This window comes from Streptomyces sp. NPDC047014, from assembly GCF_040644195.1.
In the GTDB taxonomy this organism is placed as follows: Bacteria; Actinomycetota; Actinomycetes; order Streptomycetales; family Streptomycetaceae; genus Streptomyces.
Genome location: NZ_JBEYVX010000028.1, coordinates 51859 through 74876, shown reverse-complemented (window position 1 = coordinate 74876; position 23018 = coordinate 51859). Strand labels below are relative to the sequence as shown.

The 23018-nt window shown below is 73.8% G+C and carries 27 protein-coding genes; 14 read left to right on the top strand and 13 right to left on the bottom strand.

What is annotated here, in order from left to right; all coding sequences use genetic code 11:
- Positions 1-68 precede the first annotated feature (68 nt).
- The 4 genes from ABZ873_RS18040 to ABZ873_RS18025 all read right to left on the bottom strand — a co-directional run bounded on the left by ABZ873_RS18040 (position 69) and on the right by ABZ873_RS18025 (position 4131).
- A complete protein-coding gene (locus ABZ873_RS18040) occupies positions 69-269 on the bottom strand; it encodes a chaplin (RefSeq protein ID WP_360872402.1) in 201 nt (66 codons plus the stop codon).
- 238 nt (positions 270-507) lie between these two features.
- Positions 508-966: a hypothetical protein gene (locus ABZ873_RS18035; protein WP_360872393.1), complete on the bottom strand. Its 459-nt coding sequence runs from the start codon at positions 964-966 to the stop codon at positions 508-510.
- A 158-nt stretch (positions 967-1124) separates the two neighbouring features.
- Positions 1125-1322: a hypothetical protein gene (locus ABZ873_RS18030; RefSeq protein WP_360872390.1), complete on the bottom strand. Its 198-nt coding sequence runs from the start codon at positions 1320-1322 to the stop codon at positions 1125-1127.
- 154 nt (positions 1323-1476) lie between these two features.
- Positions 1477-4131 carry a LuxR C-terminal-related transcriptional regulator gene (locus ABZ873_RS18025; RefSeq protein WP_360872387.1) on the bottom strand — a complete coding sequence of 885 codons (2655 nt, stop codon included), beginning with the start codon at positions 4129-4131 and terminating at the stop codon, positions 1477-1479.
- A 156-nt stretch (positions 4132-4287) separates the two neighbouring features.
- Here ABZ873_RS18025 and ABZ873_RS18020 point away from each other — a divergent pair, with 156 nt between their 5' ends.
- Positions 4288-4536 carry a hypothetical protein gene (locus ABZ873_RS18020; protein WP_360872385.1) on the top strand — a complete coding sequence of 83 codons (249 nt, stop codon included), beginning with the start codon at positions 4288-4290 and terminating at the stop codon, positions 4534-4536.
- Between the two features lie 30 nt (positions 4537-4566).
- Here ABZ873_RS18020 and ABZ873_RS18015 read toward each other — a convergent pair whose 3' ends face one another.
- From ABZ873_RS18015 to ABZ873_RS18005, 3 genes are all read right to left on the bottom strand, one after another.
- Positions 4567-4971: a hypothetical protein gene (locus tag ABZ873_RS18015; protein WP_360872382.1), complete on the bottom strand. Its 405-nt coding sequence runs from the start codon at positions 4969-4971 to the stop codon at positions 4567-4569.
- Positions 4972-5072: 101 nt separating this feature from the next.
- A complete protein-coding gene (locus ABZ873_RS18010; RefSeq protein WP_360872380.1) occupies positions 5073-5978 on the bottom strand; it encodes a YegS/Rv2252/BmrU family lipid kinase in 906 nt (301 codons plus the stop codon).
- A gap of 156 nt (positions 5979-6134) precedes the next feature.
- On the bottom strand, positions 6135-7730 hold the full coding sequence (locus ABZ873_RS18005; RefSeq protein WP_360872378.1) for an FAD-binding oxidoreductase: 1596 nt from the start codon (positions 7728-7730) through the stop codon (positions 6135-6137).
- A 73-nt stretch (positions 7731-7803) separates the two neighbouring features.
- On the opposite strand from ABZ873_RS18005, the gene ABZ873_RS18000 reads away from it, so the two are divergent.
- Positions 7804-8472 (top strand): TetR/AcrR family transcriptional regulator, encoded by a 669-nt coding sequence (locus ABZ873_RS18000; protein ID WP_360872375.1) that lies wholly within the window; start codon positions 7804-7806, stop codon positions 8470-8472.
- Positions 8469-10037, top strand: a complete 1569-nt coding sequence (locus tag ABZ873_RS17995; RefSeq protein WP_360872372.1) for a glycerol-3-phosphate dehydrogenase/oxidase — start codon at positions 8469-8471, stop codon at positions 10035-10037. The genes ABZ873_RS18000 and ABZ873_RS17995 overlap by 4 nt, the downstream gene beginning before the upstream one ends.
- 79 nt (positions 10038-10116) lie before the next feature.
- Here the strand turns inward: ABZ873_RS17995 and ABZ873_RS17990 are convergent, their stop codons facing one another.
- Both ABZ873_RS17990 and ABZ873_RS17985 read right to left on the bottom strand, forming a co-directional pair.
- Positions 10117-10647: an SRPBCC family protein gene (locus ABZ873_RS17990; protein ID WP_360872370.1), complete on the bottom strand. Its 531-nt coding sequence runs from the start codon at positions 10645-10647 to the stop codon at positions 10117-10119.
- 24 nt (positions 10648-10671) lie between these two features.
- Positions 10672-11577, bottom strand: a complete 906-nt coding sequence (locus ABZ873_RS17985; RefSeq protein WP_360872367.1) for a sterol desaturase family protein — start codon at positions 11575-11577, stop codon at positions 10672-10674.
- A 77-nt stretch (positions 11578-11654) separates the two neighbouring features.
- On the opposite strand from ABZ873_RS17985, the gene ABZ873_RS17980 reads away from it, so the two are divergent.
- Both ABZ873_RS17980 and ABZ873_RS17975 read left to right on the top strand, forming a co-directional pair.
- Entirely contained in the window at positions 11655-12308 is a 654-nt protein-coding gene (locus ABZ873_RS17980) for a helix-turn-helix domain-containing protein (RefSeq protein ID WP_360872364.1), read from the top strand.
- A gap of 149 nt (positions 12309-12457) precedes the next feature.
- Positions 12458-14641 carry a hypothetical protein gene (locus tag ABZ873_RS17975; RefSeq protein ID WP_360872361.1) on the top strand — a complete coding sequence of 728 codons (2184 nt, stop codon included), beginning with the start codon at positions 12458-12460 and terminating at the stop codon, positions 14639-14641.
- A gap of 31 nt (positions 14642-14672) precedes the next feature.
- On the opposite strand, the gene ABZ873_RS17970 is transcribed toward ABZ873_RS17975, so the two are convergent.
- A complete protein-coding gene (locus tag ABZ873_RS17970) occupies positions 14673-15095 on the bottom strand; it encodes a secondary thiamine-phosphate synthase enzyme YjbQ (protein ID WP_360872359.1) in 423 nt (140 codons plus the stop codon).
- 218 nt (positions 15096-15313) lie between these two features.
- Between ABZ873_RS17970 and ABZ873_RS17965 the strand changes: the two genes are divergently transcribed.
- Positions 15314-15748: a DUF5133 domain-containing protein gene (locus ABZ873_RS17965; protein WP_360872356.1), complete on the top strand. Its 435-nt coding sequence runs from the start codon at positions 15314-15316 to the stop codon at positions 15746-15748.
- 69 nt (positions 15749-15817) lie between these two features.
- Here ABZ873_RS17965 and ABZ873_RS17960 read toward each other — a convergent pair whose 3' ends face one another.
- Positions 15818-16051, bottom strand: coding sequence for a DUF6213 family protein (locus ABZ873_RS17960; RefSeq protein WP_360872353.1), 234 nt, complete (start codon positions 16049-16051; stop codon positions 15818-15820).
- Between the two features lie 153 nt (positions 16052-16204).
- On the opposite strand from ABZ873_RS17960, the gene ABZ873_RS17955 reads away from it, so the two are divergent.
- Both ABZ873_RS17955 and ABZ873_RS17950 read left to right on the top strand, forming a co-directional pair.
- A complete protein-coding gene (locus ABZ873_RS17955; protein ID WP_360872350.1) occupies positions 16205-16528 on the top strand; it encodes a plasmid stabilization protein in 324 nt (107 codons plus the stop codon).
- 24 nt (positions 16529-16552) lie between these two features.
- On the top strand, positions 16553-16822 hold the full coding sequence (locus ABZ873_RS17950) for a hypothetical protein (protein ID WP_360872347.1): 270 nt from the start codon (positions 16553-16555) through the stop codon (positions 16820-16822).
- Positions 16823-17070: 248 nt separating this feature from the next.
- On the opposite strand, the gene ABZ873_RS17945 is transcribed toward ABZ873_RS17950, so the two are convergent.
- Both ABZ873_RS17945 and ABZ873_RS17940 read right to left on the bottom strand, forming a co-directional pair.
- A complete protein-coding gene (locus ABZ873_RS17945) occupies positions 17071-17250 on the bottom strand; it encodes a CsbD family protein (RefSeq protein WP_360872345.1) in 180 nt (59 codons plus the stop codon).
- Positions 17251-17360: 110 nt separating this feature from the next.
- Positions 17361-17537 (bottom strand): hypothetical protein, encoded by a 177-nt coding sequence (locus tag ABZ873_RS17940; RefSeq protein ID WP_360872342.1) that lies wholly within the window; start codon positions 17535-17537, stop codon positions 17361-17363.
- A gap of 135 nt (positions 17538-17672) precedes the next feature.
- Between ABZ873_RS17940 and ABZ873_RS17935 the strand changes: the two genes are divergently transcribed.
- From ABZ873_RS17935 to ABZ873_RS17910, 6 genes are all read left to right on the top strand, one after another.
- On the top strand, positions 17673-17906 hold the full coding sequence (locus ABZ873_RS17935; protein WP_360872339.1) for a DUF6480 family protein: 234 nt from the start codon (positions 17673-17675) through the stop codon (positions 17904-17906).
- Positions 17907-17995: 89 nt separating this feature from the next.
- Positions 17996-19090 carry a glutamate--cysteine ligase gene (locus ABZ873_RS17930; RefSeq protein WP_360872336.1) on the top strand — a complete coding sequence of 365 codons (1095 nt, stop codon included), beginning with the start codon at positions 17996-17998 and terminating at the stop codon, positions 19088-19090.
- A 55-nt stretch (positions 19091-19145) separates the two neighbouring features.
- A complete protein-coding gene (locus ABZ873_RS17925) occupies positions 19146-19631 on the top strand; it encodes an AraC family transcriptional regulator (RefSeq protein ID WP_360872333.1) in 486 nt (161 codons plus the stop codon).
- A gap of 10 nt (positions 19632-19641) precedes the next feature.
- Positions 19642-20058: a VOC family protein gene (locus ABZ873_RS17920; RefSeq protein ID WP_360872330.1), complete on the top strand. Its 417-nt coding sequence runs from the start codon at positions 19642-19644 to the stop codon at positions 20056-20058.
- A 39-nt stretch (positions 20059-20097) separates the two neighbouring features.
- Positions 20098-22482 (top strand): excinuclease ABC subunit UvrA, encoded by a 2385-nt coding sequence (locus tag ABZ873_RS17915; protein WP_360872327.1) that lies wholly within the window; start codon positions 20098-20100, stop codon positions 22480-22482.
- Positions 22457-23002, top strand: coding sequence for a carboxylesterase family protein (locus ABZ873_RS17910; protein ID WP_360872399.1), 546 nt, complete (start codon positions 22457-22459; stop codon positions 23000-23002). Before ABZ873_RS17915 ends, ABZ873_RS17910 begins: the two co-directional genes overlap by 26 nt.
- Positions 23003-23018: the final 16 nt, after the last annotated feature.

Here is a 23018-nt window from a genome sequence, read left to right as displayed (position 1 = left end):
CGTCCGGGCCAAAACCCGGCCCGGGCGGGAGCGCGGCTCCGGCCGGGACGGGCGGGGTGTCAGAACCCTCAGGCGTTGATGCAGGTGTTGCCGGCGGCCGGGTTGAGCAGCCCGATCACGTTGACGCTGTTGCCGCACACGTTGATCGGCACGTGGATCGGGATCTGGACGACGTTGCCCGAGAGGATGCCGGGCGAGCCGATCGCGTAGCCCTCCGACACGGCGTCGGCGGAGGCGGAGGACGCCCCGCCGATGACCGCCAGACCCATCACGAGAGCAAGACCCGCACTCTTCAGAACACGCGACACGTTGCATCTCCTTGTCGTGCACAGCGGCGCCGGAGCGCCGCACGGCCCCGAGGGGGGCCGCCCCCTCTTCATCGGCAGCCGGGGGCCTTCTGCCCCGGGTCGGGCCGCCGGGTTCGCTCGAAGAGGTGTCCCGGCGCCGCCGTTTGGAGGCAGCGCCGGGACACGGGTGCGGCAGCGGGTCACGTGGTGGTGCGGCCGGTCACACGGTCGTCCTGTGCGTCCAGCTCGAACACAGTGCCCAGATGATGAACACGTCGATCGCGATGATGATGATCGACCACCAGGGCTGGTAGGGCAGCCACAGGAAGTTGGCGAGGATGCTGAGGCCGGCGAGCGCGATGCCCGCGCCCCGGGCCACGTTCGACCCCATGAACAGTCCGACGCCCGTCAGGACGACGACGATCCCGAGGATGAGGTGGATCCAGCCCCAGGCGGTCAGGTCGAACTCGAAGACGTAGCTGCCGAGGCGGGCGTAGACGTCGTCCTCGGCGATGGCCGCGATGCCCTGGAAGATCGCCAGGCATCCGGTCACCACCAGCAGGACGGCGGCGAAGAACGTCCCCACCTCCGCGCCCGTGCCGTCGCCCCCGGACGCCGGGGTCGTGCCCGGCGCGGGGCCGGTGTTCCAGTTGCCCCCGGTCGGTGTGGTCTGGGCCATCGAACTCACCTCACTGTCGGTGTCACGTCGCCGGACCCTCTACGCAATGTCGTGCGGCGGACGCTTCGGGGGATCACCCGGAGCGGGTGGTCCTGGTCGTGGTCCTGGTCGTGCGGTGTCGTGCGGGATTCGTACGGGCGCAGCGGCGCCCGGGGCGGTCAGGCGGGCAGCTGGCGCATTTCGAGGACGCGCAGGCCCAGGGACTGGAAGCGGGTGAGGAGCCCGTACAGATGGGCCTCGTCCGCGACGGTGCCCAGGAGGAGCGTCTGCTCCCGGACGGGGATCCGGTCGAGCTCGGGAAGGATCGCGGCGAGTGTGTCCGGCACGATTCCGGAGATGCGGAACTCGTAGCGCATGAGGGCACTCACTCCTTTCCGACGGGTGGTGCCGGGTGCGGGGGCCGGCCCCCGCCCTGCCATCGTCGGCCCCGGGCGGGCCCGCGGCATCGCCCGCGACGGGCGAGACGGGCGGAGCGGGCAGGGCGGGCGCCGCAGGCGGGGCGGGCAGGGATCACAGCAGGCCGAGGTCCTGCGCCCGGTGCACGGCGTCGCTGCGCCGGGTGACGGCGAGCTTGCGGTAGACGCTCTTGAGGTGCGTCTTGACCGTATTGGCCGAGACGTACAGCTCGGCTGCGATCTCCTCGGTGGACAGCAGCCGCGCGGCCCCGCGCAGCACCTCGGTCTCCCGCGCGGTCAGCGGTTCCAGTACGAGGTCCCCCGCGCCCGGCGCCGGCTGTGCGCGGGCCGGGGCGCGGGCGGGCTCCAGCCAGGCGTGGCGCGCCGCCGCCCGCGGGTCCTCCCGCAGGGCGCGGCGCACCCAGGGGCCCTGCTCGGCGAACATCCGGCGCAGCTGCTGCGGCCGGGCCAGGTCCAGGGCCTCCGCGAGCAGCCGGTTCCGCTCCGCCGGGTCGCCGTCCGCTTCCGCGGTCCGGGCGAGCAGCAGGCGGGCGCGGGCCCGTACCGGCGCCGGGAGCACATCGTCCCCGGGCAGACCGGCGAGCTCCCGCGCGGCCGGACCGGGGCGGTCGGCGGCCAGGAGGGCCCGGGCGCGGGCCAGCCGGTGCCGGGGCCGGTCGGCGGGCAGCCCGTCGAGGGCGCGCAGGGCCGCCGCTGGGTCGCCGTGCGCCAGGTGCGCGGCGGATGCGGCGAGGGCCTGCTCGGCGGCGGCCCAGGCGTACCGGGCGACGGGCGCGGCCGGATCGTCCTGGCATGCGGTACGCAGGGCGGTCAGCGCGGCCTCGGCGTCCCCGTCGGCGGCGGCGATCCGGGCGGCGAGGGCGGCGGCGTGGACCAGGGCGGGCCCCTCGGGGTGCGGTCCGGCGGCCTCGGTGGCCTGTTCGAGCGCGCGGCGGGCGGCGGGCAGTTCGTCGCGTTCGACGGCGACGGCCGCGAGGACGAGGTGCGCGAGGGGGGACCGCCGCCCGGGCGGCAGGGCGTACCGCTCGGCGGCGGCGAGGGAGTCCCGGGCGCGCCCGGCGGCCTCCGGGAGGCGGTCGCGGAGCAGGTCGGCCAGGGCGAGCGAGCCGAGCGCGTCGCAGAGCGCGGACTCCGTACCGGGTTCCGGACCGGGTTCCCCGCAGGCGTCGACGGCGGCGGTCAGCGCGGCCTCGGCCGCGTCGAGCTGTCCGGCGCCGAGGCGGACGGCGCCCAGCGCGGCCGACAGCAGGGCGCGCAGCTCGGGGTGCGCGGCGAGCAGCGGCGGCGGTACCTCGCCCCGCAGGCGCCCGGCTTCGGCAGCCGCGCGCTCGGTGGCGGCGAGGTCACCGGACAGCCGTCCGGCGAGCACCCCGAGGAAGGCGCGGCCGAACGCGGCGGCGGGCGTCGGGGCGGCCGGGGCGCAGGCGTCCGCGTGCCTCAGCGCGGCCTCGCTCCCGGCGAGGTCCCGGGCGGCGATCCGGCAGGCCGCGGCCACCAGGGCGGGGGCGGCGCCGGGCGGCTCGGCGGGCAGGGCGGCGAAGGCCCGGCCCAGCGGTTCCGCCTCCAGGCCGGTGAACAGGCGGCCGAGGGCCAGACCGTCGACGAGCTGCTGAGCGGCGAACGGCCAGTCCCCGGCGGCGGCCGCCTGGGACACCGCCTCCGTGAGCCGGCCGGTACGGGCGAGCCAGCGGGCCGCGCGCCCGTGCAGGAGGGGTTCCAGGCCGGGGCTGCGCAGGCGCAGGTGGGCGCGCAGCACCTCGGCGAAGAGCGGGTGCAGGCGGTACCAGTCGGAGGCATCGACCCGTTCCAGGAAGGCGTTGTCGCGGGCCAGCCCGGCCAGGGTGCGGGCGGCGTCGTCCCGGCCGGTGAGGGCGTCGGCGAGGCCGGGGTGGACGCGGTCGGTGACGCTGACCCGCAGCAGCAGGTCCCGCGTGGGCGGCGGCTGGGCGTCGAGGACCTCGCGGAGCAGGTAGTCGGCGATGACGGTGCGGTCGGCCGCGAACTGGCGCAGGAAGCCCTCGGGGTCGGGCCCGCCCTGCATGGCCAGCGCGCACAGGCGGACCCCGGCCGCCCAGCCCTCCGTACGCTCCATCAGCAGGCGGACCCCGTCCGGGGAGATCCGCAGGCGGTGCTCGGCCAGCAGGGCTTCGGCGTCGCCGTGGGTGAAGCGGAGGTCGGCCTGCCGGATCTCGGTGATCTCACCGGCGGCGCGGTAGCGGTGCAGGGGCAGGAGGGAGTCCGTGCGGCTGGTGAGGACGATGCGCAGACCGCCGGAGGAGTGCCGGAGTACGAAGTCCAGCCCGTCGGTGATGCCCTCCGCGGCGGCGGGCGGCCGGGCGGTGTCGAACTGGTCGAGGACGAGGACGGCGGGGCGGGGCGCGGCGGCCAGGCCCTCGGCGAGCCGGACGAGGAAGGAGCGGGTCACGCCTTCGGCCCGGGTCGGCCGGCCGACGGTGCCGGGCAGTTCCACGCCGCCGCGGTGCAGGGCCTCCAGGACGTACGCCCAGAAGGCGCCGGGGGCGTCGTCGGGTTCGACGGTCAGCCAGACGGGCGGCGTCCTGGTGCCGGCCGCCCACTGGGCGGTGAGGACGGTCTTGCCGGCTCCGGCGGGGCCGTTGACCAGGGTCAGCGGGCCCCGGGTCCCCGCCGTCAGGCGCTCCAGCAGCTCCGGACGGTGCACGAGCAGCTTCGGCACGGCCGGAGCGGTGAACCGGGCCGTGAGCAGGGGGTCACTCTGCGGTGGGACCACGCCCTCCACTGAAACCGCGATCGCCGGAGATCACCACTCGGGTCACCCGGAACGGGTGAGGGGCCCGGTGCCGGGGCGGGAAAGCCGGGGCGGGAAAGCCGGGCCGGGAAGCCGGGGCGCGATGGCGCGGGGCGCCACTTCGAGGGCTGCGAGGCGGTGGAGCCCGCCCTGCACCGCCGCCCGGGCCCCTCGGTGCTGCGGCGCGAGGGCGATGCGGTGCTGCGGGCGGAGCTCTCCGTGAACTGGGCCTACCGGGTCCGGTCCGGGCCGAGCACGGAGGCTCGGGGCAGCGGGCGCAGCCCGCTCGACGACCGCGAGGTCGCACTGGCCTCGGCCGCCCCCGACCGGGCGGCGGAGCGCTGGTCGGGGGCGGCCGAGGGGGAAACCCTCACCTGGCGCTGGTGAGGGGGCGACGCCGGGCCGGCGGGGGGCTGCTCACAACCGCGGCCGAACGGCCCCCGTCGCGGCCACGAGCAGCCCGATCTCCTTTTCCACGGCGTCCAGTTCCCCGGCCCGCTCCATGAGCGCCAACTGCGCCCCGTAGTAGTGCAACGCGGTCACGAGCAGTTGCTCCCGCCCCGCCTCCAGCTCCCCCATCCGCCGCGCGGCGGCGACCCCTTCGGCCCGCAGGGCCAGCGCGATGCCGGGCCGGTGCGCGAATTCCTGCTTGCTGTACTCGTACAACGCCTCGGGCAGCAGGGGCAGATAGGCCAGGGGGCTCACCTGCGCGAGCACCCGGTAGGCGGCCACTTCCTGTCGGGCCGTCAGTTTCTGTGAGCCGAGGAGTGCCACCCGGGCTCGGAGTACCGCGTCGTGATTGATCTGCGCCATGTAAGTCATGACGGTGATTCTGAAAGGTGCACAGGGGGGCGAACAAGGGCAATCGACTGTGCCCTTGATCCTACGAAAATGCCCTCTGACCTGTCATGATGGATACGTCTTCACCCTTGCGCCCCTCGCGGCGACGGAGCCAGGACCCGGAGGGCTCCCGGCTGGACGCGGGCCGTCACCGGAAGGGTGGCGTCCACCTCGCCGTCGGCGCCGTAGGGAAGGGGCCGGTCGGCCTCGATGCGGATCTCCTTGCCGCGCAGGATCTCCACCTCCGGGCGCCGCACGTGCTCGCCGGTCTTCAACTCGTTCATCGTCGCGAAGAATTGGTGCTTCGGGGCGTTGCCTATGACGACGACGTCCAGGAGGCCGTCGTCCAGTCGGGCGCCCGGGGCGACGTTGCGGCCGAAGCCGTAGTAGCCGGAGTTCGCCGCCACGACCGTGTAGCCGGTGCGCTCGTGCGTCACGCCGTCCACGGTGATGCGGTAGGCCGCGGGCTTCCACGCGAGGACGGCGCGCAGGCCGCCCGCGTAGTACGAGGCCGCTCCGCGCAGCAGGCGGGAGGCGTTCGCGTGGCGGTTGGCCACCGCGTCGACGCCCGCGTACACGCTGCCCAGGACGGATGTCCGGGCGTGCGCGGCGGATTCGACCTCGATGGTGTCCACCGCGCGGGGCTCGCCGTCGAGCAGGACCCGCGCGAGCTCCGGTGCGTCGGAGGGCAGGCCGAGGGCGCGGGCGAAGTCGTTGCCGCGGCCCGCGGGGACCAGGCCGAAGACCGTGTCCGTGCCGCTGAGCGCGCCGCCGACGCAGCCGGCCATCCCGTCGCCGCCGACCGCGAGCACGACGTGCCCGCGCTCACCCGCCCCGCGGGCGATCTCCCGCGCGTGGTCCAGGCTCCGGCTGTACACGGTGTCGAGCCGCGCACCGGCTTCCCGCAGCAGCCGGGCCAGCGGGAGCAGGGCCGCGGTTCCGCTGGATCCCCCTGCGGTGGGGTTGACGACGGCGGTGAACTGTCGCATGGATCAGGACCTCCGGGCGGGAGAAGCGGGAGAGACGGGAGAAGCGGGAGAGGAGAAGCGGGAGCGAAAAGGCAGCGGGGCCGGCTCGCCCGCCGGCCCGCGGAGGGGGGTGGAATCCGCGGACCGGCGGGGGCCGGGGTCCAGTGGGCGCCGGGGTCAGCGGACGGGAAGGAGGACCCCGGGGCTGAGGACACCCGAGGGGTCGACCTCGGCCTTGACGGCCTGGAGCATACGGATGCCCAGCGGGCCGATCTCCCGGGCGTACCAGTCGCGGTGGTCGGTGCCGACGCCGTGGTGGTGGCTGATCGTGCCGCCCGCCGCCAGGATCGCGTCGTTCGCGGCGTGCTTCACGGGCGCCCAGTGCGCTACGGCGTCCTCGCCCTGCGCCGAGACGACGGTGAAGTACAGCGAGGCGCCGTTCTCGTAGATGTGCGAGACATGGCACATCACCAGCGGCGGGGTGCCGGCCTCGGTAAGGGCGCCGGTGAGCGCGTCGCGCACCGCCGTGTAGAGGCCCGGCAGCGCGGACCAGAAGGCCGCGGTCTCCAGGGTCTCGGCGAAGGCGCCGGCGTCGAGCAGCGCGTCGCGCAGGTAGGGCGCGTTGTAGCGGCCGTGCGCCCAGTGCTCGCCGGGCTCCTCGCCGACGTACTCGCCTCCGGCGTCGAGCAGGATCTCGCGGGCGGCGGCGCGGCGGACCTCGGTCTCGGCCTCGGTGCCCTCGTACCCGGCGATGGCCATGCAGCCCCCGCTCTGCGGGGCTTCGGCGGAGCCGATCGCGTCGGGCTGGGCGAGCCCGATGAAGGTCTCCGTCTCGTCGGACAGCCGCAGCACGGTGGGGCGCGGGCCGTCCTGGGCGAGCCGGCGGAGGGCGGCGGTGCCGGCCTCGAAGGAGGCGAAGCGCCAGCCCTCGTACACGCGCCGGCTGGGCAGGGGCCGGATGCGTACGGTCACGGCCGTGATCACGCCGAGGCTGCCCTCGGAGCCGAGGATCAGCTGGCGCAGGTCGGGGCCGGCGGCGGAGCGGGGCGCGCGGCCGGTCTCCAAGGTGCCCTCGGGGGTGGCGACGGTGAGCGCGAGGACCATCTCGTCGAAGCGGCCGTAGCCGGCGGATGCCTGCCCGCTGGACCGGGCGGCGGCGAAGCCTCCGACGGTCGCCCACTCGAAGGACTGCGGGAAGTGACCGAGGGTCCAGCCCTGTTCGTTCAGCAGTTCCTCCACCCGCGGGCCGCGCAGGCCCGGCTCCAGGGTGGCCGTACGGGAGACCTCGTCCACGCTCACGAGCCGGTCGAGGCGGCGCAGGTCGAGGGCGACGAAGGGGCGCTTCGTCTCGGGCGCCAGCCCGCCGACGACGGAGGTGCCGCCTCCGAACGGGACGGCCGACAGACCGTGCGCGGCGCAGGCGCGCAGTACGGCGACCACCTCGTCGTGGCTGCTGGGGAGTACGACGGCGGCCGGGATGTCGTCGACCTCGCCCGCGCGGATGCGCAGCAGGTCGGGGGTGGACTTGCCGCGGGTGTGCCGGATGCGGCTCTCGGCGTCCTCCCGCAGGGCGTCCCCGGCCGCGAGCGCCCCGGCGAGGGCGGTGCGCGCCTCGTCGGTCAGGGGCGGGGCGGGCAGGTCGATGGCGTCGAGGGTCGACGGTCCGCTCGGGCGCGGGGTGACGCCGAGCAGGTCACGCAGCAGGCCCTTCACCGTGTCGGGCAGGGGGGCCGCCTTGGCCGGGTCGCCCCAGCCGCTCCACAACATGTCCACTTCGAGGCGTTCCTCTCGGTCTGTTCCACGGACGGTGCTGCGCTCGCCCCGTTCTGGCATTACACTGTGACAGATGACGCCCATTCGTCACAACCACTCGGACCCAACGGGTCCCGCGGACCCGCCGCCGGCCCCGGGGCGGCCAGAGCGCGCTGAGCGCAACCGATCCGATGCCGATCTCGTCCTGAACGCCGCTCGCGACTGCGTGCTGGCCGTCGGCGTGCGCCGGACCACGCTGACCGACGTCGCCCGGCGGGCGGGTGTGTCCCGGATGACGCTGTACCGGCGCTGGCCCGACGTCCACAGCCTCGTCGGCGACCTGATGACCCGTGAGTGGACGGCCGTGGCGGCCGAGGCCATGCCGCCCACCGCCGACGACCGGCCGGTCCGGGCCAGGATCGTGGACGGACTCGTCGCGGGCGCCGCCGCGTTCCGGGCCCATCCGCTCTTCCACAAGATCCTCGACGTGGACCCCGAACTACTGCTGCCCTACATCCTCGACCGCCGGGGAGCCAGCCACGAGGCGTTCCTCGGGCTGCTCGTCGCCGTGCTCGCGGCGGGCCACGAGGACGGCTCCGTACGCCGTGCGCCCGTGGACCTCCAGGCCCGGTCCCTGCTGCTCGTCGTGCAGTCCTTCACGCTCTCGCTGCGCACCATGACCGACGAGACCGATCCCGATCTGAGCGAAGCCGCCTTCCTGGGCGAACTGCGCACCCTGCTGGAGAGGACCCTCACCCCGTGACCGCGACACCTACGAGCAGCCCCTCCCCCACCGCTTCCTCACTGAACGCCGCCCGCCGCAGCCGCGAGCTGGGCGGACTCGCCGACGGCGCCGAGGTCGACGTCCTCGTCGTCGGGCTCGGCGCGACCGGGGCCGGCGCCGCGCTCGACGCGGCCACGCGCGGGCTCTCCGTGGCCGCGATCGACGCCCACGACCTGGCCTTCGGTACCTCCCGCTGGAGCTCGAAGCTGATCCACGGCGGACTGCGCTACCTCGCCACCGGGCAGCTGGACGTGGCCCACGAGAGCGCCGTCGAGCGCGGGGTGCTGATGGAGCGGACCGCGCCCCACCTGATCCGCGCCCAGCCCTTCGTCCTCCCCCTCACCCCGCTCGTCAGCCGCGGTCAGGCCGCGCTCGCCCGGACCGGCTTCCTGGCGGGTGACCTGCTGCGGGCCTCGGCCCGTACCTCCCGGCGTACGCTGCCCGCCCCGCGCACCCTGTCCGCGGTCGAGACCCGGCATCTGGCCCCGGCCCTGCGCCCCACCGGCCTGCGCGGCGGTCTGCTGTCCTGGGACGGCCAGCTCACCGACGACGCCCGCCTGGTGACCGCCATCGCCCGCACCGCGGCGGCCCACGGCGCGCGGATCCTCACCCGCGTCCGCGCCCTCGAACTCACCGGCGACGGCGCGCGGGTCCGCGACGAGACGAGCGGCGAGGAGCTGCGGATCCGCGCCCGCGTGGTCGTCAACGCGGCCGGGGTGTGGGCGGGCGGTCTCGTCGACGACATCAGGCTGCGGCCCTCCCGCGGCACCCACCTCGTCCTGCGCGACCAGGACCTCGGCCGGCTCGGCGCGGGCCTGCACATCCCGATCCCGGGCGAGACCAACCGCTTCGTCCTGGTCCTCCCCCAGGGTGACGGCCGGGTGTACGTCGGGCTCACCGACGAGCCGGTCGACGGCGCGATCCCCGATGTGCCGGAGGTCCCCGAGACCGATATCGGTTTCCTCCTCGACGTCCTCGGCTCCGCCATGGATGTCACCCTGAGCCGCGCGGACGTCGTCGGCGCCTTCGCCGGTCTGCGCCCCCTGCTCGACACGCGCGGTGAGGGGGGACGTACGGCCGACATCTCCCGCAAGCACGCGATCCTCACCTCGCCCGAGGGGGTCGTGACCGTCGTCGGCGGCAAGCTGACGACCTACCGGCGGATGGCGCAGGACGCCCTGGACGCCGCCGTGGCCGCCCGCGGCCTGGCCGCCGCCGGTCCCTGCCGCACCGCCTCGGTGCCGCTGGTGGGCGCCGCCCACCCGCGGACCCTCGCCGGGCTCGACGCCCCGGCGCGCCTCGTACGCCGCTACGGCACCGAGGCCACCGCGGTGCACGCGCTCGGGCTCCGGGATCCGGACCTCGCGCGGCCCGTCGTACCCGGCCACCCGGTGACGCGGGCCGAGCTGCTGTGGGCGGTGCGCCACGAGGGGGCCTTGGACACCGCCGACCTGCTCGACCGCCGTACCCGCATCGGCCTCGTGTCCGAGGACCGGGACGTGGCGGTGGCGGCGGCGGACGAGGCGCTGACGCGTACGGCGTGACGACGGGGGGGGCGGGCCGGGGCAGGGCAGGGCCGGAGCAGGACTGGGCAGGGCAGGGCGGGGCAGGACAGGGCAGGTTCTACCCTCCCGTCCCCGCCTCCAGCGCGCGCTTGAGGCGGTCCAGCGTCGTCCGCATGCCGTGGCGGTTCGTACGGATCCGGGCCGCCGGTGAGGTGCCGGCGGCCACCCGGCCGAGGAGGTCCGCGATCCGGCCCCGGCCACCACGGCGCAGGTCGTGCCAGTACTGGGTGACCCGGGTGGAGCCGGGCCCGTCGGCCGGGTCGAGCAGGAAACCCCAGGTGGCCAGGGGCAGTCCGGCGATGGAGACCCGGAACGCGAACTCCCCCGGGGCCTCCGAGCGGGTCACACGGCAGTACGTGAACCAGCGGCGCGAGCCGTTCCGGTTGAACCCGACGAAGACCGGGTACGGGCCCCCGCGCCCGGAGAGGACGCGGACGCCGACGCACTCCGGACTCCACTCGGGCATCCGCCGGACATCGCTGAGCGCGGCAAACACCGCCTCGGGCGGCGCCCCGACGATCACGGACTCCCGCAGCTCCCGGGTCCGCGCCGACGCGCCGTCCGCCCCGCGCACGAGGTCGTCTCCCATGGCGACAGATCCCCTTTCCGCCGCTCAGCGGTCCGCGGGCGCACAGGCGCACACCGTACCGGGGACCCCGCCGGAACAGCAGCCGCCCGTCTGCTCCGCCACCGGTACGGGCTGCCACCCCGGCCGGCCCAGCAGATGGCGGGCCCGGTCCTGCCAGCGCGTGGCGCGCGCCAGGTCGCGGCCGATGGCGGCGTACTCGTGCGAGACGATGCGCAGGGGGTTGTGGGTCTCGATGTTCTTGGTGAGCCCGTAGCGGGGGCGCTCGGTCTCCTCGGCCCAGGTGCCGAACATCTGGTCCCAGATCATCAGGATGCCGCCGAAGTTCCGGTCGAGGTACCCGCCTTGCGAGGCGTGGTGGACCCGGTGGCTGGAGGGGGTGTTGATGACCCGCTCGATGAGGCGCGGCAGCCTGCCGATGCGGTCGGTGTGCAGCCAGAACTGGGTCAGCATGTTGATCGCGCCGCAGAGCAGGATCGCCCAGGGCGGTACGCCGGCCAGGGCCAGCGGGATGTAGAAGATCTGCGAGGTGAGACCGGTCCAGGGCTGGCGGACCGAGGTGGAGAAGTTGTACCTGCGGCTGGAGTGGTGCACCACGTGGCTCGCCCACAGCACGCGTACCAGGTGGTGCTCGCGGTGCATCCAGTAGTAGCAGAAGTCCTGGGCCAGCAGGATCAGCGGGAAGGTGGCCCAGGTGACCTCGATCCGCAGCGGGGTGAGCTCGTACAGGGCGAGGAAGACGGCGAGCGCGATCGTCTTGTAGAGGATGTCGACGACGGCGGCGCCCGCGCCGACGGCGAAGCTCGCGGCGGTGTCGCGGACCCCGTAGCCGCTCGCGTTCTCGTCCGGGTGGAGCCGGTAGTAGATCATCTCGACCACGAGCAGCAGCACGAAGAGCGGGGCGGACAGGGCCAGCAGGGACGTGTTCTCCATCGGAGCCTCCTATCGGAGCGATTCGCTCCGACAGGAGTATCGGAGTGCTCAGCTCCGATAGGCAATACGTTGGACGCATGAAGAATCCAGAAGCCGGGGGCAGGCGGCCGGGCAGCCGCTTCGGACGGCAGGCCGAGGCCGAACGCAACGACGTCCGCGTGCTGTACGCGGCCCGGGCCGTCTTCGCGGAGCAGGGCGCGGACGCCCCCGTGTCCGCCATCGCCACCCGGGCGGGCGTGGGGATCGGCACCCTCTACCGCCGCTACGGCAGCAAGGAGCAGCTGCTCCAGCGGCTGTGCGCCATCGGGATCGCCCGGACGATCGCCGAGCTGAGCGCCGCACTGGAGGCCGAGGGAACCGGCTGGGAGGTGCTGGCGGACTGGGTGGCCGCGGCGGTGGACTCGCGGGCGGGCGCGTTCTCGGCCCTCGCCGGGACGTTCAGCCTCCCCGAGGAGGTCACCGTCGAGAACGAGCGCGCCAAGGAGCTGGCGGAGCGGGTGCTGCGCCGGGGCCACGAGGACGGGACCGTCCGCGAGGACGTCACAACCCTCGACCTCACGCACGTCATCGAGCTGTTCAGCCGCTACCCCCGCCGCACCGAGGAGGACGACCACGCCCGCAGGAGGATGCTGGCCCTGGTCCTCGACGGCTTGCGCGGCCCCCGTACCGGGCTGCCGGGACCGCGCCCCGACTGGGCCGACTACCAGCGCACTTGGGACGAACCGGGCTAGTCCGTCCCTTCCGGATCCTGGCGGGCAGGTCGCTGCGTGCACCCCACACGGACCGTTGACCGTCCGTCACTTCACTGCTCAGAATGCGCAGGCGTTAGAGAGCGTTCACTCACTTTCCCCTGGCCTCCCGGTCGAAAGGAACAGTCGGCTTGCTCACGTCTGCCAACCCCCCATGCCCTGAAACCCGTCGGCCCCGCCGCGCCCCACGCGCCGCGGGGTCCCTCGTCGCCGCCAGCGCCCTGGTCGCCCTGCTCGCGCCCGCGGCGGACGCCGCGCCCGGCCGGCCGGTCGGGACAGCCCCTGCGGCCACCAGCATCGCGCTCGACTCCTGGATGGAGCAGTTGGCCGGCACCGTGGGCGAGCGGCCGCTCAACCGCATCGTCATGCCCGGCAGCCACGACTCGGGCTCATGGAGCATCAGCAAGAACAGCGGCCTGTGCCCGTACGGCGAGAGCGCCGACGTCGCCCGCAAATGGCCTGCCCTCGCCTCCAGCATGTCCCGCACGCAGAGCGGTTCCCTCACCCGGCAACTCGACGCGGGCGCACGCTACTTCGACCTCCGGCTGTGCAAGGTGGACGGCGCCTGGTACACCTACCACGGCGGTCCGCGCGGTGGTCTCTTCTTCGACCGGACCGCGGCGGACGGCACCGTCACGCGCGGCGAGGCCGGTGAGTTCGCCGACTGGATCGCCCGGCATCCGCGCGAGCTCGTCACCGTCAAACTGATCACCGCCGCCCCCGCCGAGACCGCGCGCGCCGACAACCAGGAGGCGCTGACCCTCCTGGCGGACCTGCTGGGCGGCGGCGCGGGTCATCCCGCGCTGGCCGACGACTCACTGGCGCCGACATCGACGTACAACCGGTTCCTCTCCGCCGGAAAGCACGTCGTCCTCATCGATGTGCGCGGGGACTCCGGCTACCGCTGGGCCTGGCGGCAGTCCTCGCTCGCGTACCGGGGAAGCTACGTCGGCGTGGACAAGGACTGGCAGGACATCGTCAAGGAGGTGTTCCTCCCCGGCACCCGCCAGCGCAACTACGACGCGGTCAAGCGCCGGGGCGACGAGGTCCTGGGCAGGGCACCGGGAGCCGACGCCGACAAGCTGTTCGTCCTCCAGAGCATCATCGACCCCACCCACTCCATACCGGACGCGGCGGTCGCCCAGGCGCTCGGCGTGCTCCGGCTGCTCTCCCCCGGCACCGCCGACAACTACCTGCTGAGCCTGTCGCGCGAGCTCAACAGCCAGATGCTCGGCAAGCTGCGGCAGGACTGGAACCACTCCGACGTCGCCGAGAACATGAACATCATCATGACCGACGACATCAACCAGAACGGTGACGGAGTCGGCGCCGGGGAACTCCAGCGGGAGATCATCTCCAGGAACCTCCAGGTCAGGACCACCCCGAACACCTACTACCAGACCGGCATGCTGCCCGGCGGCGGCTGGACGCCCGCCACCGCGCTCGCCGGAGCCGGGGATTCCTTCCGTTTCTCCGGCGGCCGGCAGTCCGTCGCCCCGACCCCCGACGGGGGAATCCAGGTCCTGGGCATCGGCCTGGACGGCCATATCTGGCACACCGTCCGCTACGGCGACGGCTCCTGGCAGCGCTGGAACATCCTGCCCGCCGCCGACAACAAGGCCCCCGGCTTCAAGGCCGCGGATGTCTCGATCACCGCGATGCCCGGCGGTGACGCCCAGCTCCTCGCGATCGGCCGCGACGGGCTCGTGTACCACAACATCCGCTACGTGGACGGCGGATGGCAGGGCTGGGCCGCGATGCCCGGCTCCGACAAGGGACTTGTCCGGGCGGGCCGGGCCGCGGCGAGCGGCATGCCCGACGGCTCCACGCGCGTGATCGCCTTCGGGACGGACGGGGCGATGCGCCTCACCACCCGCGCGGCGGACGGCTCCTGGCAGCCGTGGACCAAGGTCCCGGGAGTCGGCGCCGCCGAGTTCGCCGGCCCGGACCTGGCGATCGGCGCGGCGGGCCGGGAGGCCCAGATCCTCGCCGTCGGCCGCGACGGCAACGTCTGGCACAACGTGGTCCGCGCCGACGGAAGCCTCCAGGGCTGGGGCACGCCCACGGGTACGGGCCCGTCCGCCATGGCCGCCCGGGCCGTGGCCGTCGCGGGCACCGCGACCGGCGAGAGCCGGGTCCTCGCGATCGGCGCCGACGGCAACGCCCACCACACCCTGCGCCGCGCGGACGGCACCTGGGACCCCTTCCGCCCCCTACCGGTCGGCCCGGGCGGCCGCACGGCCTTCCCGGCCACCACGATCAGCATCGCGGTCACCTCGGACGGCACCCCCCAGGCCCTGATCAGCGCCCGCTGACCCCACAGGCGGCGCCCGGAGGGGTCCCGGGTCACCCCAGGAAGCTCAGCCGGACCTGGCGTTCCGGGTTGTCGCGGTTGGTGTCCACCAGGGTGACGGACTGCCAGGTGCCCAGTTCCAGGCGGCCGTTGATGACCGGGAGCGTGGCGTGGGGCGGGACGAACGCGGGGAGGACGTGGTCGCGGCCGTGGCCCGGTGAGCCGTGGCGGTGCTGCCAGCGGTCGTCGGAGGGCAGGAGCAGGCCGAGGGCGGTGAGCAGGTCGTCGTCGCTGCCCGCGCCCGTCTCGATGACGGCGAGTCCGGCGGTGGCGTGCGGGGTGAAGATGTTGAGCAGGCCGCTGCGGCCGTGGGCGACCTCGTCGAGGAAGGAGACGCAGGCGGCGGTCAGGTCGTGGACGGTCTCCCGGTTGCCGGTGGTCACGTGGAGGGTGCGCGAGGAGAAGGTGTCGGTCATGCCACCATCCTCGCGCCGGGCCGGGCGCCGTTGGCGGAGCCTCGGCGGGTGTCCTGGGGGTGATGGGCGGGCATACCTTCCATACTTCCGTGCATCCTTCGCACAGCCTTCGGTTGAAAGGATGATCCGTGATCTCTCCACGCATTCATCAGCCCTCGGAAGGGCAGGTTCCGGTGCTCCGCGGTGAGCCCGCCGTGGAGTGGGCCACGGGAATGGTGATGGCCCTGACTCCCTGTGGGGCGCGGGAGGCGCGCCTCGTCCTGGCGGCCGTCGCCGAGCTCGTCCAGGCCCCGGCGCCGGATGTCGCGGCCGCGCTGTACGCCGGGGCGCGCGGGGAGCCCGTACCGCAGCGGTGGGAACGGGCGCTGCGGCGGGCGGTGAAGGCGCTGCGGGCGCACGTCGGGGTGCGGGGCGTGGGGCTGCTGCCCAGCCGGGCCCGGACGGAGGAGGTGCTGGCCCGGTTCCGGGCCTGCCGGGAGCTGCTGCGGGCGGCCCCGGGCGACGCGGTGGCGCGCGGCGCCATGGACGACGCGGCCTACACCCTGTGCGTCCTCATGGGCCGCTCCACGGTCCCGGAGGCCGTCACGGCGGCGGAGGCCCACCTGGCCACCGTCGAGCTCTGCGACCGGGCCGCGGGGCAGGTCGCGAGCTGAGCACGGCGACGTGCCCGGCCCGGTGCTGCCGGGCCGGGCGTGGGGCCGGCCCGGCGCCGGCCGCCGCGCTCAGCGGTCCGGGGCCGAGTTGAGGCCGATGCACTCCACGTCGATCTGGTCGGCTAGCTCCGCCAGTACTCCCGACAGGTCGCGGGCGGTCTGCGGATCGCCGCGCGACGTGCCGCACTCGGTGGATTCCACCCAGTCCGCCGCGAGGCTGCGCAGCAGGGTGGTCACCTGGTCGGCGGGGATCAGCAGTACGCCGTCGCCCGCGGGGATCAGCGGAATGGACACCTGGATCATGACACCCCTCCCGGAGGAGATTTACCTCGGGGCGGATACCCGGTCGGGGCGGAGCCAATCCCTCCGGTGCCGGCCGGTCCGGTGAGTGCGGCGGCGCGGTCCGGGTAGGCGCCCGGGGTACCGAAGCCGGCACCGCACCGTCAGGGAGTCGCCATGCCTCGTGGTTCCAGCCCCAAGCGCGAACGTCAGTACGAGCACATCAAGGAGAGCGCCGAGGAGCGGGGCGAGAGCCCCGAGCGGGCGGAGGAGATCGCCGCGCGGACGGTCAACAAGGAGCGCGCCCGCGCGGGCGAGTCCAAGACCGCCAGCCGCACCTCCCTGGAGGACATCTCCTCCGGCCGGCGCGGCGGCCTGCACTCCCACAAGGGCGCCCAGGGGCCCACGTACGACCAGCTGTACGAGGAGGCGAGGAAGAAGAACGTCCACGGCCGGTCCTCCATGGACAAGGCCGAGCTCAAGCGCGAACTGGGCTACTGAGAGGCCCGGCGCAAGGAGGAAGCGATGACCGAGCGCAAGCACAGCGGCAGCGGCAGCGGCAGCGGCAGCGGCGAGAAGATCCCGCGCACCACGCCCTCCCAGGCACCCGGCGAGAGCGGGGACCCCGAGGCCCGGCGGCAGGCCGACGAGGCCGTGCTGGGCCGCCGGGGAGACCTGATGGGCCGCACGGCGGACAGGGACGACCGGGACGCCGGGGCCCACGCCGCGAAGCGGCAGCGCAGCGGGGTCGGGCGCGAGGAGCAGGTCCGCCCGCATGATCCCCGTGAGCGCTAGGCCGTCTCTTCCGGATCTTGCCGGGCCCGCGTTGTCCGGTGCCGTGCATCGCAAGGCGGAGGGGCTCCCGTGTACTGGACGTACTCGGGTGCCCCGACAACCTGGGGGTCCCCCCGGACGGAGTCTGGGGGATGAGGTGCGGTGCCGGGCAGCGCGGGCCCGGCAAGATCCGGAAGAGACGGCCTAGCACGGCGCGTGAGGAGGGCCCGTACGGAGCGTACGGGCCCTCCTCGCGTTCCGTGCGGGCGTCAGTGCTTGCCGCGGGCCTTCTTCGTCTTGTCCGCTGCCTTCGACACGACCTCCTCGGTCTTGCCTCCGGCCTGCTCGGCGATCCCCTCGGTCTGCATGCGCCGGTCGCCCATGGCGTCGCCGGCGGTTTCCTTGATCTTGCCCTTGGCCTGCTTCGCCTTCGCGCTCGCCTTGCCCATAGCGGTTCGCTCCTTCTCGGAGGTTCGTGCGGTTCACCCGCACTCCAGGCGCCTGCCCACTCCTCCGCTCCGCAAGCAGCCGCCGCCCCCTCGGACCGGACACTCCCCCGCTAGACCGGACGCTCCCCGTCCGTCTCCGTCGTACGGCGGTTCCGTCCGGCCGTGCCGGTGCGGGCCGCCGAGCGCTCCGCCAGGCGGTCCATTGCCCGCAGTACGTGCTCGAAGTCCTTCCAGGGGCCTTCCGCCTCCGCGCCGGGCGACCGTCCTCTCCGCTGCTCACCGTTCATCGTCAGCCTCCCGTCCTTGTCCTCCGCGTATTCCCGGCCGCCCCCTCCGGAACACCTTCCTCAGGTGTCCGCGTCGCGGCCGCGCGGACGGGTAGGTGCCGGGTGACCGAGGAGGTACCCGAAGGAGGTACACCCATGACTTCCGCCCCCACCCCGAACCCCTACCGCGCCGGCGACGACCGCCCCGGAACCGCCCACGGCGTCCCCCCGGAGGAGACACCTCCGGCCGAGTCCAGCACCGGGACCGGAGCGGGTCCCTACCGGCCGCTGACCAAGGGCTGGGGCAAGGGACCGCTCATCATCATCTGCGTCGTCGCGCTCCTGGTCGCGCTCTTCTTCCTCGCCTACGCCATCACCCTCAACCTCTGAGGCAGCGGCCCCCGCGCCCCCGCCCGCCCCCCTACTCCGGACGGGCGCACGCACAGGATGATCACGCCGTTCCGGGGTAACCGCACAGGGTGATCACATTTGGCGTCGAAGAGGAGTACCTGCTGGTCGATCCGGTGACGGGGCTCCCCGTCCCGGGTTCGGAGTACGTCCGCCGCGCGGCCGGGATCGGCGCGATCGCCGAGGACGACGAGGTCCAGGACGAGCTGCTGCAGGCACAGGTCGAGGTCGCCACGCCGGTCTGCTCGCGGCTGGAGGAGGTCGGCGGCCACCTGCTGCGGCTGCGGCACGCGGTGGTCTCCGCCGCCGAGGAGCACGGCTGCCGCGTCGCGATGACGGCCGCCGCGCCCGTCCGGGACGCGGCCGGCGTCCCCGTCACCCCCCGGCCGCGCTATCTGCGGATGGAGGGCCAGGCCCGCCAGCTCGTCGACGAGCAGCTGATCAACGGCATGCACGTGCACGTGGGCGTACCCGATCCGGAGACCGGTGTGGAGGTACTGAACCGCATCCGGGTCTGGCTGCCGACCCTGCTGGCCATGTCCGCGAACTCGCCCCTGTGGGACGGCCGGGACACCGGCTTCGCCAGCTGGCGCACCATCGTCTTCGGCCGCTGGCCGGTCAGCGGCCCGCCCCCGCACTTCGACGGGCTCGCCGACTACGAGGCGCGGATCGACGCCCTCCTCGGCTCGGGCGTGATCGCGGACCGGGGCCAGCTGTACTGGCAGGCGCGGCTGTCCGACCGCTACCCGACCATCGAGGTCCGTTGCCTGGACGTCCAGCTCTACGCCGACGACGCGGTCATGCTGGCGGGTCTGGTCCGCGCGCTGGTGGCCGTCGCCCTGAACGAGATCGCGGCCGGGGTCCCGGCCTCCCGGTGCGCGCCGGAACTGCTCCAGGCGGCCAACTGGCACGCCGCCCGGCACGGCCTGAACACCACCCTGGTCGATCCCTCGGGCCGCAACCGCAGCAGCGGCGACGTACTGGCCGCGCTGCTCGCGCATGTCGCCCCGGCCCTGGAGGAGTCGGGGGACGCCCGCGAGGTCGGGTCCCTCGTACACCGGCTGCTCCAGGAGGGGACCCCCGCCGACCGGCAGCGGCGCGCGCTGGCGAAGGGCGGGATGCCGGCCGTACGGGACCTGGTCATCGGGGAGCCGGCCACCGGCTGAGGGCCGCGCGGCCGAAGCCGGGACGGCCTCCGGGCGCCGTGCGATCCTGGGACGCATGACCCTGGAGGATCTGGTGCGGCTGCGCCGCGCGCGGGACACGATCGACCGCGACTACGCGCGGCCACTGGACGTCCCGGCGCTGGCGCAGGTGGCCCTGATGTCGGCCGGGCACTTCTCCCGCAGCTTCCGCGCCGCCTTCGGGGAGACCCCGTACAGCTATCTGATGACCCGCCGCGTGGAGCGGGCGAAGGCGCTGCTGCGGCGGGGGGACCTGAGCGTCACCGAGGTCTGCTTCGCGGTCGGCTCCACCTCGCTGGGGTCGTTCAGCTCCCGTTTCACCGAGCTGGTCGGGGAGAGTCCCAGCGCCTACCGGGCCCGCGATCACGAGGCGGGCGAGTCGATCCCCGCGTGCGTCGCCAAGTACATGACACGTCCGCTGCGCGGCGGCGAGCCGGCCGGGAGCCCCGTCGGTGACCCGGTCAGGAATGCGCCCGGGAATCCGGTCAGGAATGGAGAAGCGAAACCCGCGCCCGCCTCGTAGCGTCGGAGCCATGAACATCAACCTCTCCCAGTGTTTCATCGCCGTCGACGACCACGACAAGGCGCTCGCCTTCTACCGCGACGTCCTCGGCCTGGAAGTACGCAACGACGTGGGCTTCGAGGGCATGCGGTGGGTGACCGTCGGCTCCCCCGCGCAGCCCGACGTGGAGATCGTGCTCGAACCGCCGCTCGCCGACCCCGGCGCCTCCCCCGCCGACCGGCAGACGATGGCGGAGCTGCTGGCCAAGGGCCTGCTGCGCGGCGTGATCTTCACGACCGACGATGTCGACGCCACCTTCGAACGCATCCGGGCGGCGGGCGGTGAGGTCATGCAGGAGCCGATCGACCAGCCGTACGGTGTGCGGGACTGCGCCTTCCGCGACCCGGCGGGCAACATGCTCCGCTTCAACCAGCCCCGCAAGCAGTAGCACCGCACCCCGCAGAGCAGCCGTAGGAGAAGAACCAGCATGGCCACGAGGAAGAACACGCAGCCGCCCGCCCGGCACGCTGCCGACAGCCACGATCTGATCCGCGTGCACGGCGCCCGCGTGAACAACCTCAAGGACGTGAGCATCGAGATCCCGAAGCGCCGTCTGACGGTGTTCACCGGGGTCTCGGGCTCCGGCAAGAGCTCGCTGGTCTTCGACACGATCGCCGCCGAGTCCCAGCGGCTGATCAACGAGACCTACAGCGCCTTCGTCCAGGGCTTCATGCCGACCCTGGCGCGGCCCGAGGTCGACGTGCTCGACGGTCTGACCACCGCGATCATCGTCGACCAGCAGCGGATGGGCGGTGACCCCCGTTCCACGGTGGGCACCGCCACCGATGCCAACGCGATGCTGCGCATCCTGTTCAGCCGCCTGGGCAAGCCGTACATCGGCTCGCCCAAGGCGTTCTCCTTCAACGTCGCCTCGATCAGCGGGGCGGGCGCGGTGACCATGGAACGCGGCGGGCAGAAGGTGAAGGAGCGCCGCTCGTTCAGCATCACGGGCGGTATGTGCCCGCGCTGCGAGGGGCGGGGCTCCGTCACGGACCTCGATCTCGGCGAGCTGTACGACCGTACGAAGTCCCTCGACGAGGGGGCCCTGACCGTGCCGGGCTACAAGCCGGGCGGCTGGAGCTACCGCCTGTACAGCGAGTCGGGCCTCTACCCGGCGGACAAGCCGATCTCCGCCTTCACCAAGAAGCAGCTGCAGGACTTCCTGTACCGCGAGCCGGTCCGGATGAAGATCGCCGGCATCAACATGACCTACGAGGGCCTGGTCCCCCGGATCCAGAAGTCGATGCTGTCCAAGGACCGCGAGTCGATGCAGCCGCACATCCGGGAGTTCGTGGACCGGGCGGTCACCTTCACCACCTGTCCGGACTGCGAGGGCACCCGGCTCACCGAGGGGGCCCGGTCCTCGAAGATCAAGAAGATCTCCATCGCGGACGCCTGCGCGATGCAGATCAGCGATCTCGCCGCCTGGGTCGGCTCCCTCGACGAGCCGTCGGTGGCCCCGCTGCTCGCCTCGCTCCGCCACACCCTCGACTCCTTCGTGGAGATCGGGCTCGGCTATCTGTCGCTGGAGCGCCCGTCCGGCACGCTCTCCGGCGGTGAGGCGCAGCGCGTCAAGATGATCCGGCACCTCGGTTCCTCGCTCACGGACACCACGTACGTCTTCGACGAGCCCACCACCGGGCTGCACCCGCACGACATCCAGCGGATGAACGGGCTGCTGCTGCGGCTGCGCGACAAGGGCAACACGGTGCTGGTCGTCGAGCACAAGCCGGAGACGATCGTCATCGCCGACCACGTGGTCGACCTGGGCCCCGGCGCGGGCACGGCGGGCGGCACGGTGTGCTTCGAGGGGCCGGTGGAGGGGCTGCGGGCCGCCGGGACCATCACCGGGCGGCACTTCGACGACCGGGCGGCCCTCAAGGAGACGGTGCGCACGCCGACGGGGAAGCTCGCGATCCGCGGCGCCTCCACCCACAACCTGCGCGATGTGGACGTGGACATCCCGCTCGGGGTGCTCACGGTCGTCACCGGGGTGGCGGGCTCGGGCAAGAGCTCGCTGATCCACGGTTCGGTCCCGAAGGGCGAGGGCGTGGTCTCGGTGGACCAGGGCGCGATCCGCGGTTCGCGGCGCAGCAATCCGGCCACATACACGGGCCTGCTGGAGCCGATCCGCAAGGCGTTCGCGAAGGCCCACGGGGTCAAGCCGGCGTTGTTCAGCGCCAACTCCGAGGGGGCCTGCCCCACCTGCAACGGGGCCGGGGTGATCTACACGGACCTGGCGATGATGGCCGGGGTGGCCACGCCGTGCGAGGACTGCGAGGGCAAGCGCTTCCAGCCGTCGGTGCTGGAGTACCGGCTCGGCGGACGGGACATCAGCGAGGTGCTGGCCATGCCGGTGACGGAGGCGGCGGAGTTCTTCGCCTCGGGCGAGGCGGCCACCCCGGCGGCGCACCGCATCCTGGAGCGGCTCACCGACGTCGGGCTGGGCTACGTCAGCCTCGGCCAGCCGCTCACCACCCTGTCCGGCGGCGAACGGCAGCGGCTGAAACTGGCCACGCACATGGCGGACAAGGGCGGGGTGTACGTGCTCGACGAGCCGACGACGGGCCTGCACCTGGCCGATGTCGAACAGCTCCTCGGGCTGCTCGACCGGCTCGTGGACTCGGGGAAGTCGGTCATCGTCATCGAGCACCACCAGGCGGTCATGGCGCACGCCGACTGGATCGTCGACCTCGGCCCCGGCGCGGGCCACGACGGCGGCCGGATCGTCTTCGAGGGGACGCCCGCCGAGCTGGTCGCCGCCCGCTCCACGCTGACCGGCGAGCATCTGGCCGCGTACGTCGGCGCCTGACGCGCTCCCGGCGGCGCACCCGCCGCCGCTGCGGCCTCAGCCCTCGCGCTGGCGGTGCCGCTCGGGTGCGCGCCGGGTACGGCGGCCGGGGAGACCGTACGCACGGACGCGGCCGCCCCGGCGGGAGCACACCGATGGACGCCGCCGCGCCGCGCATGTCCCCGTATGCGCCTACGAGTTCGCGGACCGGGAGGCGCCGGTGTTCCTGCTGCTGCCCGGCGGCTTCGAGTTCGGGGCCTGCCATGCCGGTGACATCCCCTGTCTCTTGGAGCACCGGTTCGCGGGGGCGCAGCGCCGGCTTTCGGCGGTGATGGTTGGGTACTGGGCGGCCTTCGGCCGTACGGGCATCCCGCGCGGGCCGGGGTTGCCGCAGTGGCCGCCGTACCGTACGGCCCTCCCCGCGGGGCGGCCGTACACGGTGGACTACGCGCGGGAGCACCGGCTCGGCTTCTGGGCCCGGCCGGCTCCGAAGCTGTTCGGGACGGCTGCCGAGACCGCCCGGGCTCCCTACGCTCCCTGAGGTTTCCCGCCAACTC

What these genes read in the sequence shown, in the direction of transcription:
- ABZ873_RS18040 (WP_360872402.1), bottom strand. Translation starts at nt 269, where the DNA reads ATGGGTCTGGCGGTCATCGGCGGGGCGTCCTCCGCCTCCGCCGACGCC.
- ABZ873_RS18035 (WP_360872393.1), bottom strand. Translation starts at nt 966, where the DNA reads ATGGCCCAGACCACACCGACCGGGGGCAACTGGAACACCGGCCCCGCG.
- ABZ873_RS18030 (WP_360872390.1), bottom strand. Translation starts at nt 1,322, where the DNA reads ATGCGCTACGAGTTCCGCATCTCCGGAATCGTGCCGGACACACTCGCC.
- ABZ873_RS18015 (WP_360872382.1), bottom strand. Translation starts at nt 4,971, where the DNA reads ATGACTTACATGGCGCAGATCAATCACGACGCGGTACTCCGAGCCCGG.
- ABZ873_RS18010 (WP_360872380.1), bottom strand. Translation starts at nt 5,978, where the DNA reads ATGCGACAGTTCACCGCCGTCGTCAACCCCACCGCAGGGGGATCCAGC.
- ABZ873_RS18000 (WP_360872375.1), top strand. Translation starts at nt 7,804, where the DNA reads ATGACGCCCATTCGTCACAACCACTCGGACCCAACGGGTCCCGCGGAC.
- ABZ873_RS17990 (WP_360872370.1), bottom strand. Translation starts at nt 10,647, where the DNA reads ATGGGAGACGACCTCGTGCGCGGGGCGGACGGCGCGTCGGCGCGGACC.
- ABZ873_RS17985 (WP_360872367.1), bottom strand. Translation starts at nt 11,577, where the DNA reads ATGGAGAACACGTCCCTGCTGGCCCTGTCCGCCCCGCTCTTCGTGCTG.
- ABZ873_RS17980 (WP_360872364.1), top strand. Translation starts at nt 11,655, where the DNA reads ATGAAGAATCCAGAAGCCGGGGGCAGGCGGCCGGGCAGCCGCTTCGGA.
- ABZ873_RS17970 (WP_360872359.1), bottom strand. Translation starts at nt 15,095, where the DNA reads ATGACCGACACCTTCTCCTCGCGCACCCTCCACGTGACCACCGGCAAC.
- ABZ873_RS17965 (WP_360872356.1), top strand. Translation starts at nt 15,314, where the DNA reads ATGGCCCTGACTCCCTGTGGGGCGCGGGAGGCGCGCCTCGTCCTGGCG.
- ABZ873_RS17960 (WP_360872353.1), bottom strand. Translation starts at nt 16,051, where the DNA reads ATGATCCAGGTGTCCATTCCGCTGATCCCCGCGGGCGACGGCGTACTG.
- ABZ873_RS17955 (WP_360872350.1), top strand. Translation starts at nt 16,205, where the DNA reads ATGCCTCGTGGTTCCAGCCCCAAGCGCGAACGTCAGTACGAGCACATC.
- ABZ873_RS17950 (WP_360872347.1), top strand. Translation starts at nt 16,553, where the DNA reads ATGACCGAGCGCAAGCACAGCGGCAGCGGCAGCGGCAGCGGCAGCGGC.
- ABZ873_RS17945 (WP_360872345.1), bottom strand. Translation starts at nt 17,250, where the DNA reads ATGGGCAAGGCGAGCGCGAAGGCGAAGCAGGCCAAGGGCAAGATCAAG.
- ABZ873_RS17940 (WP_360872342.1), bottom strand. Translation starts at nt 17,537, where the DNA reads ATGAACGGTGAGCAGCGGAGAGGACGGTCGCCCGGCGCGGAGGCGGAA.
- ABZ873_RS17935 (WP_360872339.1), top strand. Translation starts at nt 17,673, where the DNA reads ATGACTTCCGCCCCCACCCCGAACCCCTACCGCGCCGGCGACGACCGC.
- ABZ873_RS17925 (WP_360872333.1), top strand. Translation starts at nt 19,146, where the DNA reads ATGACCCTGGAGGATCTGGTGCGGCTGCGCCGCGCGCGGGACACGATC.
- ABZ873_RS17920 (WP_360872330.1), top strand. Translation starts at nt 19,642, where the DNA reads ATGAACATCAACCTCTCCCAGTGTTTCATCGCCGTCGACGACCACGAC.
- ABZ873_RS17915 (WP_360872327.1), top strand. Translation starts at nt 20,098, where the DNA reads ATGGCCACGAGGAAGAACACGCAGCCGCCCGCCCGGCACGCTGCCGAC.